We start from the raw sequence: 19,006 nt of genomic DNA on the forward strand, positions 1-19,006 counted from the left end.
AAGACACTTGAATTGATGATGAGACAGTCAGACTGATCTACTAAAAACCTTAGCTCGCCATAGGCTCATAATGAAGCCGCAAGGATGATAAGGACAGTAGAAGCAGATATCCATCAGGGCCAGAGGCATACCTCAATAACAGGCCGAATATATGGGTGCAATGAACTCTTCTCAAAATTGATATCGAATGTCTTGCAAACCGGATGGGTCCATATATGGCGTGAATGCCATTTATGCAGGAGCAATAAAGGGCCTTGCCTAAAGTGCGTTAAATTCCCGCTGAATCCTGCATTTTCAGGTTGTTTGGGTATAGTTGTCCATTCGGAGAGTCAGCATCAGCCCTTATTAAGACGCAGCACTGCCTGTTTTACACTCGTTATCAGCTTGATTGATCAGACGTTACTCGTCTGTGCGGGGTAATTTATGGCAATGTATTTTTGTGCCAAGGGATAGTTAATTAAAAGGTACTCAGACTTGAATAATGCATATTGTGTTGAATTGAACGCGATGCCGTCGCTGTTTTCTCTTTATCGCAAGATCTTCTTTGGCCGTAAGCCTGGTTGGGATCAACAGCCGCTGCCCCATATTAAGGTGACCGCGCCGCATGTGACTGTGTCTGAAGCTAAAGTAAGCCAATATGCGCAGGTGTGTGGTTTTCAATTTGACGGTAAAGTTCTACCGCCAACCTATCTCTACGTGATGGCATTTCGCCTGCATGCGGTGATCTTTACCCACGATGGGATCACTTTCCCACTGCTTGGCATGATCCACCTAAAGAATCGTATTCAAGTGTATCGGCCTGTGACGGTTGACGAGACTTTCTCCCTCGAGTGCGCTTTGACCACGAGCCGCGAGACGGATTCTGGCTTAGAGTTTGAATTTGTGTCTAAGGCGTTTGTCGGTGAAGAACTCGTCTGGGAATCGCTATCCACCTATTTATATCGTATCGATGTTGCTGGGCGTCGCGTTCGCCCACCTAAAGCCATTGATATGGCATGGGAAACACCACAAAGCTGGAGTTTGAGTGAAGATTTAGGTCGTCGTTATGCTAAGGCATCTGGCGACTATAACTTGATCCATCTGCATCCTGTGCTTTCAAAGCGTTTTGGCTTTGATCGAGTGCTCGCCCATGGCATGTGGTCTAAGGCCCGTTGTTTAGCCGAGCTGATGCCAAGTATTGGCGATCGTCCATTCACTGTGGATGTGACCTTTAAGCTGCCACTTTTGATGCCTGCCGATGTTGGATTTGGCTATGAGCAGAATGCTAATAATATGGTATTTGAATTACGTGACAGCAAAGGCCGTCGACCTCATTTAAGTGGCGATGTGCAGTTTTAAGCCGCACTCAATAATACATACAACCACGGCGCCTTCTGGCGCCGTGGTTGTTTATGGTTGTTGCTTTTGAGAAACAAAAATCAAGGTACGCTGTGACCCATAGATGCCTGCCAGATACTGAACCATTGCTGGCGTCGAGCTGGATCTCATTTGAGGCAACGGCACTCTTGAGCCGCTCGAACGCAGGGCAGATTATTTGATACAGATTAAGGAATCGCTCATTAACCCTTTCGACGGCTATATATCTTAAAGCCAATCACCTAATATCCGCCCTATTCAATGAGTGTTGTTAGTTGAACTCTCATACTAAACCAGAGTGTATCTGAAAGGGAGAAACCGACGCATGCTGACAGATATGGATATTTCGAATCGCGCTAGCCTAAAAGACATTAATGAACTGGGCGCCGACTTAGGTCTATTACCCGAAGAGATGATGCAATTTGGTCACACTAAAGCCAAGGTCGAGCTCAGTGTGTTGCAGCGTTTGGCTGGGCAGCGCAAAGGCAAATTGATTATCGTCACCGCAGTCACGCCTACGCCTCACGGTGAAGGTAAAACAGTGACTAGCATTGGCTTAACGCAATCGTTAAATGCCATAGGCAAAAAGGCCTGTGCCTGTATTCGCCAGCCCAGCATGGGACCTGTATTTGGGGTGAAAGGTGGCGCTGCGGGTGGCGGTTATGCGCAAGTGGTACCCATGCAGGAGATGAATTTGAATCTCACGGGTGATATTCATGCCGTGAGCAGTGCCCACAATTTAGGGGCTGCGGCGATTGCGGCGCGGCTATTTCATGAAGCGCGCTTAGGTAAGGCGGAATTTGAGGCGCAATCTGGGCAAGCGTTTTTGGATATCGATCCCAGTGAGATCCGTTGGCACCGAGTGGTCGATCACAACGATCGCTGTCTTAGGCAAATCCAGGTGGGCTTAGGCGATAATAATGGCCCAGAGTACGCATCCAGTTTTGATATCACCGCCGCCTCTGAGTTAATGGCGATTTTAGCCTTAAGTCATAATTTGGCAGATATGCGGGCGCGGATCGGTCGTCTAGTGCTGGCGTTAAATACCCAAGGGCAAGTGATTACCGCCGAAGACTTAGGTGTCGCTGGTGCGATGACGGCCATCATGGCGGATGCGATAAAGCCGACGTTAATGCAGACTTTAAATGGTTCACCTTGCCTGATCCATGCGGGACCCTTTGCCAATATTGCCCACGGTAATTCATCCATTATTGCTGATGATATTGCCCTCAGACTGGCGGATTTTGTGGTGACTGAAGCTGGTTTTGGCTCAGATATGGGCTTTGAAAAGTTCTGTAATATCAAGGTGCGTCAATCGGGTCAGGTGCCCGCTGCCGCTGTGCTGGTCACTACTTTAAAAGCGCTGAAGGCCAATAGTGGTTTGGTGTCTGAGTCAGATATCAATCTACCAGATCAGGCTCGACTTGAAGCGGGCTTTGCAAATTTAAACTGGCATATCAACAATGTGGCTCGCTATGGCATTCCGGTGGTGGTTGCCATTAACCGTTTCGCCACTGATACTGATGCCGAGTTGCAATGGCTAACTGCGGCTGTTAATGCGAGCAGCGCCTTTGGCTGTGAGGTCAGCGATGCTTTTAGCCAAGGGGAGGCGGGCGCTGTCGCCTTAGCGCAGACTGTGGTTCGCGCCGCTGAAACCGAGAGTCAGTTCAAGCTGTTATATTCAGATGAAGCCTCATTGGAGGCTAAGTTATCGACCTTAGCCGAGGTGGGGTATGGCGCAGCTGGTGTTAGCCTTTCTATCGAGGCCAAACAACAGGCGCAGCAGCTGACCGTATTAGGTTATGGACATTTGCCCCTGTGTATGGCCAAAACGCCGTTATCAATTAGTCACGATCCTAGCTTAAAGGGCGTTCCTCAGAACTTTGAGATCCCAGTACGGGGTTTAGTCTTGCATGCTGGTGCGGGGTTTATCACCGCCTTGGTGGGGAATGTGATGACTATGCCAGGACTTGGGCTGAAACCGGGTTACTTAAAAATTGATATTGATGCGCAAGGTGAGATAGTCGGCTTAGGCTAACACTTGATGCAGAGATTGATAGGCCAGAGATAAAAATAAGGGCGAGCTAATTGCAACGCCCTTCTTCTCTCGTTTAACGCTGGTTTAAAGCGGTGATTTCGTAGTTTGATAGATATGCACATCACGCTGTGGGAAGGGAATACTGATCCCTTCGGCGTCAAAGCGCATTTTCACTTCGCGGGTAATGTCCCAATACACTTCCCAGTAATCTTCCGGTTTTGCCCAAGGGCGAACGATAAAGTCGACCGAAGATTCGCTCAATAGATGTAGTTTAATCGTCGGTTCTGGCAATGGTTGTACCTTAGGATGCGCTTCGACGATGGACTTGAGAATCGCTTCAGCTTGTTCGATGCTGTCGCTATAACTGATCCCAAAGGTCATATCGACTCGACGTTGATGCTCAGCTGTGATGTTGTTAATTGTGTCACCCCAAATCTTATTATTAGGAATAATAAGACGTTGGTTATCCATGGTTTTAATCGTGGTGGAGACAAGGCTCATGTGACTGACGCGTCCGGTGACGCCAGCGGCGTTGATCAAATCGCCCACATCATAGGGACGATAAATTAAGATCATCATGCCTGAGGCGAAATTCGACAGGGTATCTTGCAGGGCAAAACCAATAATAACCCCCGCGATACCAAAGCCTGCGAGCAAGGGACCAAGTTCGATCCCAAGCTGTGAAAGGGCGATTAACAGCCCGATAGTAAAGACGGCTTTACCTGATAGCGAGGTGAAGAAGTCTTGTAATAACTTACTTAAATTCAACTTAGAATTGCTAACGGTATTTTTCACTATCTGTTTGGCTAACTTGCCGGCGAGACCCGCAATAAACAAGATCAAACAGAAAACAAATAACTTAAACACGACGGTTGGGCCGTGATTAATCGCTTGTTCTTGTGCCGTATTTAGCCACTGCTCAACGAGACTTGATGCCACATCAAAGTTCAACACATCTTGAGTGATATCACCTGAAACACTAAAGAGTGTCTTTTTCAGCGCGGCGGTATCATGGCCTAGGGCGTCGAGTAGGCTGATGTCGATATTTAAGCTCTGACTATTTTGTGCTAAGCGTTCCTTTAGCATCATTACGTGGCTGGTTTGCGCCGAAGTGACATCTTTACCTGCATTGGTTGCGGTATCGATTGCTGCTTGTAGTTGTTGCTGGGTATAAGTCACTAAACTTTCTAGCGTATCGGCACGAGCAACTAAAATTTGCATCAGTGATTTTTGTGCTTCGCTAATATCTTGGCCAACTTGTTCGAGCCAAGTGAGCGTCTCGAGTTGTTGCTTGTAATAGGTGTCTTTTTCTAATTCGCGCTTTGATATTTCCAGCAGAGTCGCATCATCTGTGCTCGAACCTAATTGCTGTTCCAATTTACTAATGTTGTCATCGATATAAGCATCAATTTGTTGGATGTAGTTAAGTTGTCCTTGGATTAATGGTTGCAGAAAAGCGTTGTCGATTGGTGTTGCTTCGAGCAGATCTTTAATCTTATTACGTAACTGTAAGGTTTTGTTTTGAATTCGATATTCAACAATTGTCTTCAATTCGCCTTTGGCATTTTTTAGTTTACGTATATCCGTATCGATAGCCTGTTGCAGCATTACCAGTTCTGTCTTGAGCGTTACAGGAGTGCTGGATGGGCTTTCGGTTGCAGCGACAGGTTCAGTTTGCGCTTGGGATGAAAGGCTCAGTAGTGGTATTAGCAGGGCAAACACGAGAGCGAGGTAGCGGTGCATAGGAGTGATCTTAAGTAGAAATATGTCTGAGTATGATAGATGTTGCCGGATCTACTGTAAAATATCTGCGAGTAAAATAGCCCTTGGAATTAAACTTTTTGGGAAGGGTTGATTTGAGCTTAACCTTGAGTGCGGTGTTTTATCTGCTTTTTCCGACATTTTGGGTATTTACAGGCCGAACTCTAGTCGGTATCTGGTAAACTTGCGCATCGTTATTTAGGAATCGTGTTTTCATGTTGTGTTCCCATTGTAATCAGTACATCAAGGTCAGTGACATTAGTCAGCAAAGAGGCAAAGGTTTCGACGCTCAAGTGCGTTGTCCCCATTGTGCGGCTTGGTTAGGCCGCAGCCCAACATTGGCTAAACTCAAGTTATTAGGATTTTATTTGAGTGTGTTTACGGCGGGATACAGTTACTTTGATGCCTCTGTGCGGTATTTTGCGATCCCTGTAATGATTTTTTCGTTGATGTTGTTGTTTGTGAGCCATTTTATGGATCAAGTCATCACCATTGAAGCGCCCGAGCAAGTCGATGATAGCGATCAAAGACAGAAGTATCGTTAGGCTAATAAGTGGATTCGTCATGGATAGGAAAATCAGCGGTACAATTTTCCAGAGACGAACATCATTTGAGCGCCTTTAGCAGGCGCTCAAAATGCAACGAAGAGGGTTTAAGGGGGGAACTGCAGCCGCGCTTAATGAGTCTTTGTTTACTGCACGACTTGTTCTTGGCTCGTTAAGGAGTGCTCAACGTAATAAATACCACCAAATATCACCGCGCTGAAGATGACTATCCCTAAGATAAGCCCTAAGTTTTCACGAAAAAATGCTAGCATAATAGTTGCCTTTAGGTGGATAAAACGGAGCCATATCGAGCTTGATTTCGTCATTGTGCTCGCAGACATAAAAACTAAATACACTATAGTTACACTCACTTAAGCTAATCTTAAATGCGTTTTTTTACCTGAGTTCTCGCAAGATCCTACCGCTATTGAAACAAGAAGTTATTGGTAAGACTGGGTACCTCAAATATCTTGTAACCTTTTGCAAAGCGATTACCTTATTGCAACTTGCTATGGCACTGACATAGACTTATGCAACTTTTTAACTATGGGGACGACTGAGTGAGACTTAAAAGTCACATTAGACGCACAATTTCGATATGGCTTGCTGCCGTACTGATATTGCTGTCTCTTGCTGCCTCAGCCCATAGTGTGACCCATCTTGATGATGGCGCTAAGACTCACTGTACCCTGTGCTTCCATCAACACCAACTCAACAAGATTTTATTGACCCATCCGCTGACGCTGAATTTAGCTATACAGCATTTCGATGTGGTCGAATTTATTTTACCTTCCTCTATTTTTGAACACGTCAGTGTTTATCGCAGTCGTGCGCCTCCCTTCGCTCTCTAAATCAACTTAAAATTTTAACTTATTGTATTTCTTGATGACTTTATGTCAGTCGTCGAGTGCTAGTTGTATTTTGGAGATATCATGACTGTTTTAAATACCCGAATTTCTTTGGTGGCTTTTGCGTGTGCGCTCGTTTCGCCTAGCTTATTTGCAGAAGACTCGAGCTTGACCAACCCTAATATCAGTGGTGTGTTAAATGGATATTATCAGACGGGAGAGCGCCCATTAGCCGAGAGTCCAGATGGCTTTGGTTTAGGTGAAACTGAACTGGCGATGAGTGCCAATATCGATGATATGTTTTACGGTAAAATCACCGCAGTAGTTGAAATGCATGACGGTGAGACTGAACTGAATCTGGAAGAAGCCTTTATTCAAACCATGGCGATGCCAGCGGGGTTTTCTATCCGTGGTGGCCGTTTCTTATCGGACATTGGTTACCTCAATAACCAACATTTACATACTGATTCCTTCACCGACCGTCCTGTGGTTTACCGTGCATTCTTAGGGGGACATTATTTTGATGACGGTATACGTTTTAACTACGTAGCGCCGACGGACTTGTATTGGACCATGGGCGTTGAAGCCTTTAAAGGCGATAGTTTACGTGCTGCCGATGAGCATGGTGAGCGTGAGTTTAAGAAGGTCGGTGTTTATACCTTGTACTCAAAAATAGGTGGCGACATAGGCGATAATAGCTCATGGCAAGCGGGGTTGAGTTACTTGCGCAACGAAAATGGCCAAGTGACTGCCCATGAAGAAGGGGAACATGAAGATGAGCATGCCCATGGTGATGAGCACGAAGGTCATAGCCATGCCGCATCTTACACAGGTAAAAATACCTATGGTGCTGATTTTGTTTATAAGTGGGCGCCTAACGGTAACTACAAATATCAAAATCTCACTGTGAGCGGTGAGTACTATCGCGTGAGCGATTTTACACCTATCGATTTACATCCAGAGGATGCACCGAGCCAAGATTACCACCAAGGTTGGTATCTGAGCAGTGTGTACCAATTCACGCCGAGCTGGTCAGCGGGGGTGCGTTATGGTGAAGCTGATACCCAAGAGCTCCATGGCGATCATTTTCATGGGCAAAAGTTGAAGGAATCTGAGGTGAGTTTGGCTTGGCATTCTAGCCACTTCTCGACGGTTCGTTTCCAGTATACCAATCAAAAGGGTACTAACTTCGACGGAATAGAAGACGATAACATCTTCACTATTCAATATATTATGTCTCTGGGGGCTCACGGTGCGCATCAATTCTAATTTAGCTAAATTGGCCGCTGTGGCCTTATCTGTCACTTATACTGGTTTGGCCCATGCCGAGCTGAATGTGTTTGCCTGTGAACCTGAATACGCGGCATTGACCAAGGAGCTTGCTCCAACGGCTAGCATCTATTCGGCAACGACGGCATTACAAGACCCTCACCAAGTGCAGGCGCGTCCGAGTTTGATCGCTAAAATGCGTCAGGCGGATCTTGTGGTGTGCGCAGGTGCCGATCTTGAAGTGGGTTGGTTGCCTATGCTGCAGATGAAGTCGGCAAACGCAAAAGTGCGCTCGACCGAGCAAGGCTTATTTTTCGCTGCCGATCAAATCGAGACCTTAGATAAACTGGCCAGTGTCGATCGCAGCATGGGGGATGTGCATGCTCAAGGTAATCCACATATTCATTTTGACCCGACGCGACTGTTAAAAGTCGCCACGGCATTGAGTGCTAAGCTGACTCAGTTAGATCCTGCTGGTGCGGCAGATTATCAACAGTCACTGGCAGATTTTACCACTCGCTGGCAAGCCGCAGTCCCGCGTTGGGAAGCGCAAGCTAAGGGATTACAAGGTAAAAAAGTGATCGCTTACCACTCAAGCTTTAGATACCTATTCAACTGGATTGGTATCGAGCAAGTGGCAGATTTAGAACCAAAACCGGGTTTAGCTCCCACTAGCGGCCACTTAGCGAGTCTGCTGACGCGCGCCGAGCAGGGGGATATTCTGGCCGTGGTTGTAGCATCTTATCAGGATGAGCGCGGTGCAAAATGGCTGGGTGAAAAAGCGAACTTGCCCGTGGTAATGCTGCCGATGTCTGTGGGGGGGAATGATAAGAGCCAAGATTTATTTAGCCTGTATGACAGCGTGATTTCCCTCTTAAATGGAGTGAAATAAGCCTATGTTTGATCTTGAGCTGATGTCGATTCTGTTGCCTGCATTGGCTGCGGGGATCTTAGTGTTGTCGACGCATATTGTACTTGGGAGACAAGTACTTAAGCGTGGCATCATCTTTATCGATTTAGCGATAGCGCAAGTTGCCGCCTTAGGTGCCATCGTCGCTCACATGGACCACAGATTAGAAGACATGCCGTTTGCTAATGTGTGGATGCCCGCTGTATTCGCCCTTGCGGGTGCAGGTTTTATCGCTTGGTTAGCTAAGCGTATGGCGGGTGAGTTGGAGGCTATGATTGGCTGCTTTTACGTCTTGTCTGCGGTGGCCGCAATGCTGTTGCTGGCAAACGACCCACATGGCGCCGAGTTGTTAAAGCAATTGATGTCAGGTCAGATCCTGTGGGTGAGTTGGTCACAACTGATTTTGCCGGCCGTAGTGTATTCACTGGTGTTATTAGCGATATTCCTGCGCCCCCAGATGTTGGACGGGGCAGGATTTTATCTGCTATTTGCGCTAGTGATTACCTTATCGGTTGAATTAGTAGGCGTTTATCTGGTGTTCAGTACCTTGATATTGCCAGCTTTAGCGTTGAACAAGTACCGTGGTAAAGGTCGGCTATTTTACGCTTACCTCGTCGGTTTACTGGGCTATGTTTTGGGCTTAGTTCTGTCGGCGACCTTAGATCTCCCTAGTGGTGCGGCAATTGTCGCGACTTTGGCCGTGAGTGCCTTAGTTATCCGCTTTGTGTTAAGTAAAGTCTCACCTCAGGCAACTGAGCCTGAAATCTTACCCAAGCACCACGCTTAGTTCGATATTAATCTTAAAGCCCATCGATACACTGGAGGTTCAGTATATCGATGGGCTTTTTTTGCTTGCTTGTTAGCAAGTCAGCTTACAGATGTAAACAATATATTGAGTCCCAAAGCCATGGTGGCTATACTGTCGCCACTTTTACAGTCGGAGTAAATCGTGCTTTTAATCGTCAGATCAATGTTGTTGGCGGTATCTTTGTTGCTTGCCTTTATTTTTGGTGGCTTAGTGTGTCTATTAAGGCCTCGCCATCGCGACAATGTACATATGTTCGCCAAGATCTTCTCATCGGTTGCGCCAATCCTTGGGATTAAAGTGATTGTTCGCCGGCACGAAGATGTGCAGGATGGCCCGTATATTTTCTTAGCAAATCATCAGAATAACTTTGATCTCTTTACTCACACGACAGCAGTTCCTAAAGGTACAGTGAGTTTAGGCAAGAAGAGTTTGGCGTGGATGCCGCTATTCGGTCAAATCTATTGGTTGTCAGGTAATATTCTTATCGACCGTAAAAACCGTCACAGTGCCTTTGATACTATGGCTAAAACGGTTGAAAAAATTAAGCAGAAGAATCTATCCGTATGGATTTTTCCTGAAGGTACACGTTCGCGTGGTCGTGGTCTGTTACCTTTTAAAGCGGGAGCTTTCCATACTGCAATCGCGGCGGGAGTGCCAGTGGTGCCAGTGGTTGCTTCGTGTCAGAGCCATATTAAGTTAAATCGCTGGAATAACGGTGTCGTCATCATCGATATGATGGCACCTGTGCCGACCGCAGGTTTAGATAAAGCCGATGTGAAAAACTTCTCTGCGCAAATCCATGCCAGCATGTCGGCGAGATTTGCTGAGATAAATCAAGAAGCGGCAGCACTTATGGGTAAAACTCTCGCGAGTGATGACGTATAATATACCCAAGCTACCTGAAGATACGAGTTTCAGAGCGCCTAGGGTGCTTCAATTCAAGGCGCATCAATGAAAGAATGTCGGTCACCTTTTGAATTGATGCAACACGGAAATGGAGTGCCCTAGGCGCTCCGTCCCGGCGGGTTTTAAAGCACTTTATGCTGAGTTGGTTATTTTTAACTTAGCCCGCTAGGTCTGCAAATAACCGCCTTACCTAAAGTGCGTTAAATTCCCGCTGAATCCTGCATCTTCAGGTTGTTTGGGTATAATGCCAATTTGAGCCAGATTTACCTTAACGGAGACAAATCCATGTCTATTGAAAGTCAGTTAAAAGCCCAACTTGCAGAGAATCGTGACATAGTGCAAGCCCTGCTTGACGATGGCTCAGAGCCTGATGCGGAATATGTTATTGAGCATCACTTTTCATCGACCAATTTCGACCGTCTTGAAAAAGCGGCTGTGGATGCCTTCAAATTAGGTTTTGAGGTGAATGATGCCGAAGAAATGGAACTGGAGGATGGTTCAATTATCTTCTGTTTCGATGCTGTCGCACACCACAAACTGGATGTTGAATTACTGGACAAAGCGGCCGAGCAATTGCTGCAATTAGCAGTAAAGCAGAAAGTGGAATATGACGGTTGGGGTACCTATTTCGTCGGCGATGAAATGGATGACGAAGAAGATGAAGACGAAGAAGATGATGGTTTCCCTCATTAATTCGTTGGTGGATCTCGAGTTTAATCTCCACTCGTTTTAAATAAAAATGCCCATCATTGATGGGCATTTTTATTGGGTATACTTAGGATTTAATTGTTTTACTCGTATGTAAAACACTGCAGTTACGGCCTTTTTGTTTCGCTTCGTACAGGGCTTTATCGGAGCAGGAGATCCAGCTAGAACTGCTGGTAATATGGGAGCCAATTTCACATACGCCTAAACTTACCGTCACAGTAATCTTCAGGCTTTCATACACTATGACGGATGCGGCGATTTTCTTCCTGAGTCGCTCGGTAAAGTTCATCGCATCTGCGCCGCTGGTTTTAGGCAATACAACCGCAAATTCTTCGCCGCCATAACGCCCTGCACAGTCGGTATCACGTAAGGATTGGCTGAGTAAGTGGGCGATATGCTGAATGACTTTATCACCCGCCACATGGCCATAGCTGTCGTTGATATGTTTAAAGTTATCGATATCTATCATGACTAAACTTGCCATACCTGAGTAGCGGGCATACAAGTCGTACTCGTGGTCTAAACACTCTTGCCAATGACGACGATTATGCAACTGAGTTAGACCATCGGTTTGGCTAAGGCGTTCGAGTTGCTCGTTGGCAGCTTTAAGTTGCAATTTGTTGATGGCGATATCTGTCACGTCATAAATAATCACACTGATATGGGTCACTTGTCCCGTGAGCGATGCCAGCGGCAGCAGGGTCACGTTCTGGTACATATAGTCTGCACGGCCTGTAATCGGGCGATAGTTTTTAAATTGGAAAACGTACGGACGTTGTTCCCAGCTGATAAAAGCACGGTTTTTAAGCATGAAAACCGATTCCATTTTCTGCTTTAACCAAGTGGCAGGCAGATCGGGGAAGCGGGTAAATAGGTTTTGACCTTTGATCGAATTAGGGGAAACACCGCTGTGATTCTCCATAAAACCGTTCCACAGCTGGATATTGTAATGGCGATCTAATACCACTAATCCCACCTCTATGGTTTGTACCATATCGATGAGCCAGTGTAGTTCGTTCATTGCGCTTTGGTCATTTGACATAGGATAAAATCCAACTGGTTAATCGAGTAAATAGCCGAGTTTATAGCTAAGTGTGGGGATAGAATCCTCGGTGAAGAGCAGTAGCAAATCGCATTGAATATTATGATCTTCAATCCGATAGTTGATCTCCATTGCCAAAGTTCGGTGCCATTTCTCTGAATTATCATGGATCAGATCGTTAACCGTGCAGTGCCGTCCCAGCACGACAGGGTGAGCCTGACTAAATTTCATATCGAGCTGTTCAGAAATGCCGTTAAGGAAAGCGCCTATCAGCACGTTTCCAGTATCGATCAGGACTTCTATCTCAGTATTTTTGTCTTCTGGATTAGCTAATCCCATCAGCTTGGCCATGTCTTTAAAGCTGGAATCATGGAACAAGAGCAGAGCTTCTCCCGCAATACCCGCCCCGATAAAACCTTGGCAGAGCGCTGATACAGTTGAGCTTTCTTCCGTGGCTTTGAGCGCCATGGTTAACTCACTGACTTCAAGCACGTTCACATTAGGGATAGGTAGTAACACGAATACATCGAGTAACTTAGCTAATAGATCGGCGGCGCGTCCCATGGCAACGTTGGCTATTTCTTGGCAAGCGTCGCGCATGTCGACTTTGATCATCGGGACTTCGTCGGTGAGATCTTTCTGCGTCAGCGTTAAGATGCCGTAATCTTGCAAAATGTTGCTGATGGCATCGGCGCTCACCGGTTTTTGAATAAAATCTAACGCACCCAAGGCTTTAACTCGCTCGTGAGCTTTGATTTGAATATCGCCGGATACCACAATAATCAGCGCGGGTAAGTCCTGTTGCTGTACGGTTTGCAGTACTTCATAACCGTCCATGACAGGCATGTTGAGATCGAGAAACACCACTTCGCCTTTTCCTGCGCGGATGGCATCAAGGCCTTCGGCACCATTGGTCGCATAAGTTATTTCCACATCCCACTCTTTGGGAAGTGTGCGGGCCATTTGCTTACGTGCCATGGCGGAATCGTCACAGATGAGTACAGATATTGACATGCTGACTAGTGATCCTTATTTGCCCATTTATTGAAGATAACACTTATTTTTTAGGTCTGACTGACGAATTGCGTTCTTCGGGCAAGTCTGATTAATATCTTTTATATGTAACTTATAGATATCATTGATAAATTTATATTTTCTGATGACATTAAAATTTGAATCATTGTTGAATCAAATCATGCTGAATCTTAAATCGAACTGGCTAATGTTTAGTAAATAACAAGGATATAGTGACTAAAAAAGGACTATAGAATCCATATATTGCTGCCCAATCATCCTTCGCTGCAGGTAGCATTGCGATACTGGTGTCGATTTTTAGCAGTTAAATAGCTAGCAGTTAAATAGCTAGCGGTTAAATACGCTTAATTATTGAGCTTGCTAAGGCTATCTAATCGAAAAATACATTAGGATTACTGCACGTAGTGATGACAGCCTAACATAAGTTACCTTCAATCCATGATGGAATTGGCAATATTTTGACTTAAGTCAAAAAACAGGCTCATGTTATATCTTTTAGTGAATTATGCCAAACGTGTTAACATTTATTCTGGACTGACCAGTAACGGAATATTTCATGAGTGGCCAAAGTGTACAAGTTAAAATCGATGATGGCATCGCCTACGTGTTGCTTAATCGTCCTGAAAAAATGAATGCTATTAACTATTTAATGTTTAGTGAGCTTGACTGCGCGATTAAAAGTATTAAATCCAATCGTGCGGTGCGAGCCGTGATCCTCTCGGGAGCGGGTGGGCATTTTAGCTCTGGGCTCGATGTTAAAAGCGTCATGTCGGCACCGATGCAGGCAGTTAAGTTACTGTTTAAGGGCTTACCGGGGAATGCGAATTTGGCACAGCGGGTGTCACTAGGTTGGCAAACCTTGCCTGTGCCAGTGATTGCCGTGCTTGAGGGCTGTTGCTATGGCGGCGGTATGCAGATCGCTTTAGGCGCAGATGTGCGTATTGCTAGCCACGACAGTAAGTTATCTATCATGGAAGCGAAATGGGGACTTGTGCCGGATATGGCGGGTTTAGTCGCATTAAGGCAAATTATGCCTAAGGATCAAGCCATGTTACTTAGCCTGACGGCAAAAGTGCTTGATAGTCATGAAGCGCTAGCTTTAGGACTCGTGACACAAGTGAGTGAGACGCCGATGGAAGCCGCTGAGAAATTGGCGCGGCAACTGATGCAAACCTCACCGGATGCGGCAGCGGCCATCAAACTTAGCATTAATCGCAGTTGGACTGCTTCTATCCGTAGTCTGCTGTGCCGCGAGTCTATTAGTCAGATTCGGTTATTGTTAGGCAAAAATAGCAAGATAGCGGCGACGCGTCAGCTGAAAGATCCGCAGAAACCCTATCGGGATCGTCAATCGGGTTGGTAATGCTATTTTGTCTGAATTAGCTTGAATCGCCGTTTTTACTGCGCGCCGCTCATTCGGGCAGAAAAGCCTTTGATCGCATTTAAGCAATTCTGCCATGCGCTCTCGTTATCTAAATTGAGCGCTAGGGTAGTTTGGCGATAGTTAGGGCTTTCTAAGGTCACCGCGAGTTTTTTGCGATTGTCGGCTGTTTCTAATGAGGCTGGGTGACCGTCTGGTGATTGAATATCTAAAATGGGCAGCGTAAGTTTTGCCAGTTGCTCCGCGAGTGCTTGATTACGCTGTTCGTCTTCTCGATAGGGATTGATGACGATCAGCACATCAGGATCGGCAATCTTCTTCTGGCTTAATAGGTTAATTAATAATCCTGCACTTTGGTCTGCGGTGATCAAAATACGTTTTCCCGCATAATCAGCACCGATGGCATCTAACTGCGACATGCTTTTGACGAGAAAATCTTCCTGCTCTTGCTGGTGCTTGCTGTTATCTTCGGGCTTGATTTTAGGGCTTGGTTTGTTGGACGGTGAGCTTAATTGCGCGGCGCCAGGCGAGGTCACTTCAGTGGCGGCAGTAGCAAAGTTAGCTGCGGGCATTTCAGTTGGCGGAGTTAAACTTAAGCTGGCCCAACCAGCAGGATTGATATTGCGGCGTACAAATGCCATCAATCCAGGCGCGTCTGCGGTACCATTTGTGGCAGGCAGGATTATCGCCGCACCAAGTTTCTTTTTACCTTCCCATGGTCGCACTAACAAATCGTAGGGCTGATTATCAATCGTGATTTGTTTAATTTCATTTGTGGGTAGATAGCTGTTATTCGACTTTTTGGCACTGATTTCGGCTGGCGCAGATGTTGGCGGAGTTGTTGTAGTGTCTGCCGCGTAGGTAGCGATGGTTGTGATGCCGAGAATGAGGCAAAAGAGGTGTGAAAGAATTCGCGGCATAGAATTGATAACCACCTGTGTAGTCTCATAAATTCATCAGTGTTTGAGTATAACCTGAACAATTACCAAAAAGTGAATTTTCCTCGCCAAAGAATTGCACCTGTCATTTAGTATAAAAAGCCACTTGTGATAAGAGGCCACTTGGAATCGAAAGCCACAGGGCATAAAAAAGCCCAACGCTGAGGCTGGGCTAATTGATTGAAACCTGCTGTTCCGCTTGGGTCTATACGTGGCTAACGAGCACCATACGGATCGCATCGAGTTGTAACTGGCTGGCATCCAGATAAGTGTTTAACTCTTGCATCTGATTACGCAGGTATTCCAATTCTTCCTCACGGATATTGGGGTTCACAGCCTTAAGTGACTCTAAACGATCAAGCTCTGCGCTCAGTTGCTGAGTCATTTTCTCTCTGGCTTGGGCGACCATTTCATCGACAACCACTTGAGCATATTCTTCACCCTTAGCAAATAACGGATGCAAAATAGGCTGAGATGCCGTGACTAACTTGCCGCCAATGTGACGATTCACCGCGCTTAATTGCTTATCGAAACTGGCGTAATCCACTTTAGCCGACAGGTCGTTACCGTTTTTATCCAGCAACACACGAATGGGGGTAGGCGGTAAATAACGGTACAACTGGCTCGACTTAGGTGCAGAAGCATCGGCCATGTAGATGAGTTCTAAGAATAAGGTGCCTGCTGGCAGGGCTTTATTCTTTAGAATTGCGACGCTGGTGGTGCCAGTTTCAGAACCTGTGATCAGATCGAGCCCTGTTTGCACCAGCGGATGTTCTTGGGTGATCAGCGCAATATCATCGCGTGATAACGCTGTGTCACGATCAAAGGTCACTGTTACGCCATCTTCTGGCAAGCCAGGATAAGTTGGGAACATCATGTGCTCACTCGGGCGCAGAATAATCGAGTTTTCACCCTTATCTTCTTGATCAACACCGATAATATCCCACAGACGGATCACTGAACCGATCAAATGGGTATCACCATCATTCTGGGCGAGGCGCTGGACGATAGCCATTGCCTTCTCGCCGCCGTGTGAGTTGATTTCCAGCAGCTTGTCGCGGCCTTGCTCCATGGCGTGCTTGAGTTCTTTATAACGGCTCTGGGTGTGATTGAGCAGGTTTGTCAGCTCGTCGCTGTCGTCACCCACAAGCACGTTTAGCAGATCTTCGGCAAATTCACTGTAAAGCACATGGCCACTAGGGCAAGTGAGTTCAAAGGCATTTAGCCCTTGGTGATACCACTGCATCAAACGTTCTTGGGCGGTATCTTCAAGGTATGGCAAGTGAATTTGGATATCATTTTTCTGGCCGATACGGTCTAAACGACCGATTCGCTGTTCCAATAGATCGGGGTTTAGCGGCAGATCGAACAGCACTAAGTGGCTGGCAAACTGGAAGTTACGGCCTTCAGAGCCAATTTCAGAACAGATCAGCGCCTGTGCGCCGCCTTCCTCTTGGGCAAAGTAAGCGCCGGCTTTATCGCGCTCGATAATCGACATGCCTTCGTGGAATACCGTTGCTTGAATCCCTTCGCGGGTACGCAGGGCTTCTTCTAAGCTCAGGGCGGTTTCTGCTTGGCTGGCGATGATCAGCACTTTTTTGCTGCGGTGGGATTTTAAGAACTCAATTAACCAATCCACACGGGGATCGAACTTCCACCAACTGGCGCTGTTATCTTCAAATTCTTGATACAGTTTTTCAGGGCTCAGGGCTTGCGCCGCTTTCGCCTCTAATGACTTGTGTCCGCCCATCATACCGCTGACGCGTGCGGCAGTTTGATATTGATCTGGCATGGCATGGGGATAAGCGTTAAAGAAACGCTTTGGAAAGCCTTTTACCGAGGCGCGGCTGTTTCGGTATAACACGCGGCCAGTACCGTGACGGTCAAGTAATTCTTGCAGTAATTCGCTACGGGCGGCCTGTTGTACTTCGGCATCAATACCGTCGGCTTGGATTAAACGAATACTTGGGCTGATATCTTTCTCGCCCAGTAATTCGGTCAAGCTGTTGATGGCGGCATCGGGTAATTTAGCGTTACCAGCCAAGGCTTCGGCGGCAATGGCGACGTCTTTATAACTGTCTTCTTCAGCTAAGAAAGCATCGTAATCGTAGAAACGATCCGGATCGAGCAGACGCAAACGGGCGAAGTGACTCTCATGGCCGAGTTGATCGGGTGTTGCGGTTAACAGCAAAACGCCAGGGATGACTTCGCTTAATGCTTCAACCACTTGATAGGCGCGGCTTGGCGCTTCTTCAGTCCATTCTAAGTGGTGCGCTTCGTCAACCACTAACAGATCCCAATCGGCATCTAGGGCTTGATCAAGACGTTTTTTCTTACGCAGTAATTCGAGTGAACAAATCACTAACTGTTCTGTGTAGAAAGGATTGTCGTGATCGGCATAGGCTTCTACACAACGGTCTTCATCGAATACCGAAAAACGCAGATTAAAGCGGCGCAGCATTTCCACTAACCACTGATGGCGCAGAGTATCGGGCACGATAATCAGAATGCGTTCGGCGCGGCCGGTCAGCAGTTGTTGGTGAATAATCAGACCTGCTTCAATGGTTTTACCTAAACCCACTTCATCGGCCAGTAATACCCGCGGCGCATAGCGACGGCCGACTTCATGGGCAATCCACATTTGATGCGGAATAAGTCCAACACGTGGACCTTGCAGACCCAGCAAATCCGATGAGGCCAGTTTGTGGCGCAACATTTGGCATTGATAACGCACACCAAAACGGTCGAGGCGATCGATTTGGCCAGCAAATAAACGGTCTTGGGGTTTGTTGAAACGAATATTGTGGTTCAGCAGGGTTTCACGCAGTGTAGCTTGCTCGCCTGTCTCACTGTGAATGCCGTGATAGATCACTATCCCGTCTTTCTCGGTCAATTCACTGACCGCAAGGCTCCAGCCTTCATGGCTTTCAACCGAATCGCCGGGATTGTATATAACGCGTGTCAGAGGGGCTTCTGCTCGGGAGAACATGCGGTTCTCACCCGTGGCAGGGAATAATACAGTGACCATACGGCCTTCTACTTGAACCACAGTTCCTAAACCAAGCTCTGACTCGGTATCACTTATCCAACGTTGACCTAAGGCGAACGGCATCTTAAATTCTCATTTCTAGGCGGACTCTAACAAAGGGCGCGTATGTTATACCAATACTCGTGATATTTAAATCGCCCTCTCACCCGTTAGAGCCTAATTCCCAGAGTGCTAGATTACAAATTGTACAAGCGACAAAATTGTCATGCCAGTACATGAAACTGTCACGCTAATGTCACATCCGCGGTTATACACTGCTTCGAGTCTGTAAGGTAAACAATGGTTGCTGTATTGTTATCTTGTGAGTTTGGTGCCAATATCAACTTATGGTTTAAGTGCGAGTAAAGTGCTATCAACTTGAACCTTATGATCATTCTTTGCCATATGCTTAGCCAGTAATAGGAGCCGTGTA

16 protein-coding genes and 1 pseudogene are annotated in these 19,006 nt (G+C 46.5%); 10 read left to right on the forward strand and 7 right to left on the reverse strand.

From position 1 onward, the window contains the following. Positions 1 to 507 precede the first annotated feature (507 nt). The gene (locus L5M10_RS18050; protein WP_263206575.1) at positions 508 to 1,338 is read left to right on the forward strand and encodes a MaoC/PaaZ C-terminal domain-containing protein; all 831 of its coding nucleotides are present in this window, start codon (positions 508 to 510) and stop codon (positions 1,336 to 1,338) included. Positions 1,339 to 1,418: 80 nt separating this feature from the next. On the opposite strand, the pseudogene L5M10_RS24185 reads toward L5M10_RS18050, so the two are convergent. After that, a pseudogene (locus tag L5M10_RS24185) lies at positions 1,419 to 1,516 on the reverse strand (oxidoreductase); the annotation flags it as partial. A 165-nt stretch (positions 1,517 to 1,681) separates the two neighbouring features. On the opposite strand from L5M10_RS24185, the gene L5M10_RS18055 reads away from it, so the two are divergent. Continuing rightward, positions 1,682 to 3,394: a formate--tetrahydrofolate ligase gene (locus tag L5M10_RS18055; RefSeq protein ID WP_263255693.1), complete on the forward strand. Its 1,713-nt coding sequence runs from the start codon at positions 1,682 to 1,684 to the stop codon at positions 3,392 to 3,394. 84 nt (positions 3,395 to 3,478) lie between these two features. Here L5M10_RS18055 and L5M10_RS18060 read toward each other — a convergent pair whose 3' ends face one another. Further along, a complete protein-coding gene (locus L5M10_RS18060; RefSeq protein WP_263238141.1) occupies positions 3,479 to 5,137 on the reverse strand; it encodes a mechanosensitive ion channel family protein in 1,659 nt (552 codons plus the stop codon). Positions 5,138 to 5,370: 233 nt separating this feature from the next. Between L5M10_RS18060 and L5M10_RS18065 the strand changes: the two genes are divergently transcribed. Next, positions 5,371 to 5,700: a hypothetical protein gene (locus L5M10_RS18065; protein ID WP_113939169.1), complete on the forward strand. Its 330-nt coding sequence runs from the start codon at positions 5,371 to 5,373 to the stop codon at positions 5,698 to 5,700. Positions 5,701 to 5,846: 146 nt separating this feature from the next. On the opposite strand, the gene L5M10_RS18070 is transcribed toward L5M10_RS18065, so the two are convergent. Next, positions 5,847 to 5,972, reverse strand: coding sequence for a hypothetical protein (locus tag L5M10_RS18070; RefSeq protein ID WP_105250299.1), 126 nt, complete (start codon positions 5,970 to 5,972; stop codon positions 5,847 to 5,849). Positions 5,973 to 6,260: 288 nt separating this feature from the next. On the opposite strand from L5M10_RS18070, the gene L5M10_RS18075 reads away from it, so the two are divergent. From L5M10_RS18075 to rraB, 6 genes are all read left to right on the forward strand, one after another. Then, entirely contained in the window at positions 6,261 to 6,551 is a 291-nt protein-coding gene (locus tag L5M10_RS18075) for an ABC-type zinc uptake system zinc chaperone (protein ID WP_168827349.1), read from the forward strand. A gap of 81 nt (positions 6,552 to 6,632) precedes the next feature. Then, a complete protein-coding gene (locus L5M10_RS18080; protein WP_263235858.1) occupies positions 6,633 to 7,817 on the forward strand; it encodes a hypothetical protein in 1,185 nt (394 codons plus the stop codon). Beyond that, complete coding sequence (locus L5M10_RS18085) at positions 7,801 to 8,709, forward strand: metal ABC transporter solute-binding protein, Zn/Mn family (RefSeq protein ID WP_173913152.1); 909 nt, start codon at positions 7,801 to 7,803, stop codon at positions 8,707 to 8,709. Before L5M10_RS18080 ends, L5M10_RS18085 begins: the two co-directional genes overlap by 17 nt. A 4-nt stretch (positions 8,710 to 8,713) precedes the next feature. Continuing rightward, entirely contained in the window at positions 8,714 to 9,514 is an 801-nt protein-coding gene (locus L5M10_RS18090) for a metal ABC transporter permease (RefSeq protein WP_219253202.1), read from the forward strand. A gap of 162 nt (positions 9,515 to 9,676) precedes the next feature. Then, positions 9,677 to 10,420, forward strand: a complete 744-nt coding sequence (locus tag L5M10_RS18095; protein WP_105250295.1) for a 1-acylglycerol-3-phosphate O-acyltransferase — start codon at positions 9,677 to 9,679, stop codon at positions 10,418 to 10,420. A 306-nt stretch (positions 10,421 to 10,726) separates the two neighbouring features. Further along, positions 10,727 to 11,134: a ribonuclease E inhibitor RraB gene (gene rraB, locus L5M10_RS18100; RefSeq protein WP_113939164.1), complete on the forward strand. Its 408-nt coding sequence runs from the start codon at positions 10,727 to 10,729 to the stop codon at positions 11,132 to 11,134. 82 nt (positions 11,135 to 11,216) lie between these two features. Here the strand turns inward: rraB and L5M10_RS18105 are convergent, their stop codons facing one another. Further along, positions 11,217 to 12,191 (reverse strand): sensor domain-containing diguanylate cyclase, encoded by a 975-nt coding sequence (locus L5M10_RS18105; protein WP_263255694.1) that lies wholly within the window; start codon positions 12,189 to 12,191, stop codon positions 11,217 to 11,219. An 18-nt stretch (positions 12,192 to 12,209) separates the two neighbouring features. Next, positions 12,210 to 13,205, reverse strand: a complete 996-nt coding sequence (locus L5M10_RS18110) for a response regulator (RefSeq protein ID WP_028759518.1) — start codon at positions 13,203 to 13,205, stop codon at positions 12,210 to 12,212. Positions 13,206 to 13,782: 577 nt separating this feature from the next. Between L5M10_RS18110 and L5M10_RS18115 the strand changes: the two genes are divergently transcribed. Continuing rightward, on the forward strand, positions 13,783 to 14,589 hold the full coding sequence (locus L5M10_RS18115) for a crotonase/enoyl-CoA hydratase family protein (RefSeq protein WP_263255695.1): 807 nt from the start codon (positions 13,783 to 13,785) through the stop codon (positions 14,587 to 14,589). A 35-nt stretch (positions 14,590 to 14,624) separates the two neighbouring features. On the opposite strand, the gene L5M10_RS18120 is transcribed toward L5M10_RS18115, so the two are convergent. Together L5M10_RS18120 and rapA are read right to left on the reverse strand one after the other, a co-directional pair. Continuing rightward, on the reverse strand, positions 14,625 to 15,527 hold the full coding sequence (locus tag L5M10_RS18120; RefSeq protein WP_263255696.1) for an alpha/beta hydrolase family protein: 903 nt from the start codon (positions 15,525 to 15,527) through the stop codon (positions 14,625 to 14,627). Positions 15,528 to 15,750: 223 nt separating this feature from the next. Further along, positions 15,751 to 18,657, reverse strand: coding sequence for an RNA polymerase-associated protein RapA (gene rapA, locus L5M10_RS18125; RefSeq protein ID WP_263255697.1), 2,907 nt, complete (start codon positions 18,655 to 18,657; stop codon positions 15,751 to 15,753). Between the last annotated feature and the right edge of the window lie 349 nt (positions 18,658 to 19,006).

Origin of the sequence: Shewanella sp. SM32 (assembly GCF_025654235.1) — a bacterium.
Classification (GTDB): domain Bacteria; phylum Pseudomonadota; class Gammaproteobacteria; order Enterobacterales; family Shewanellaceae; genus Shewanella; species Shewanella oncorhynchi.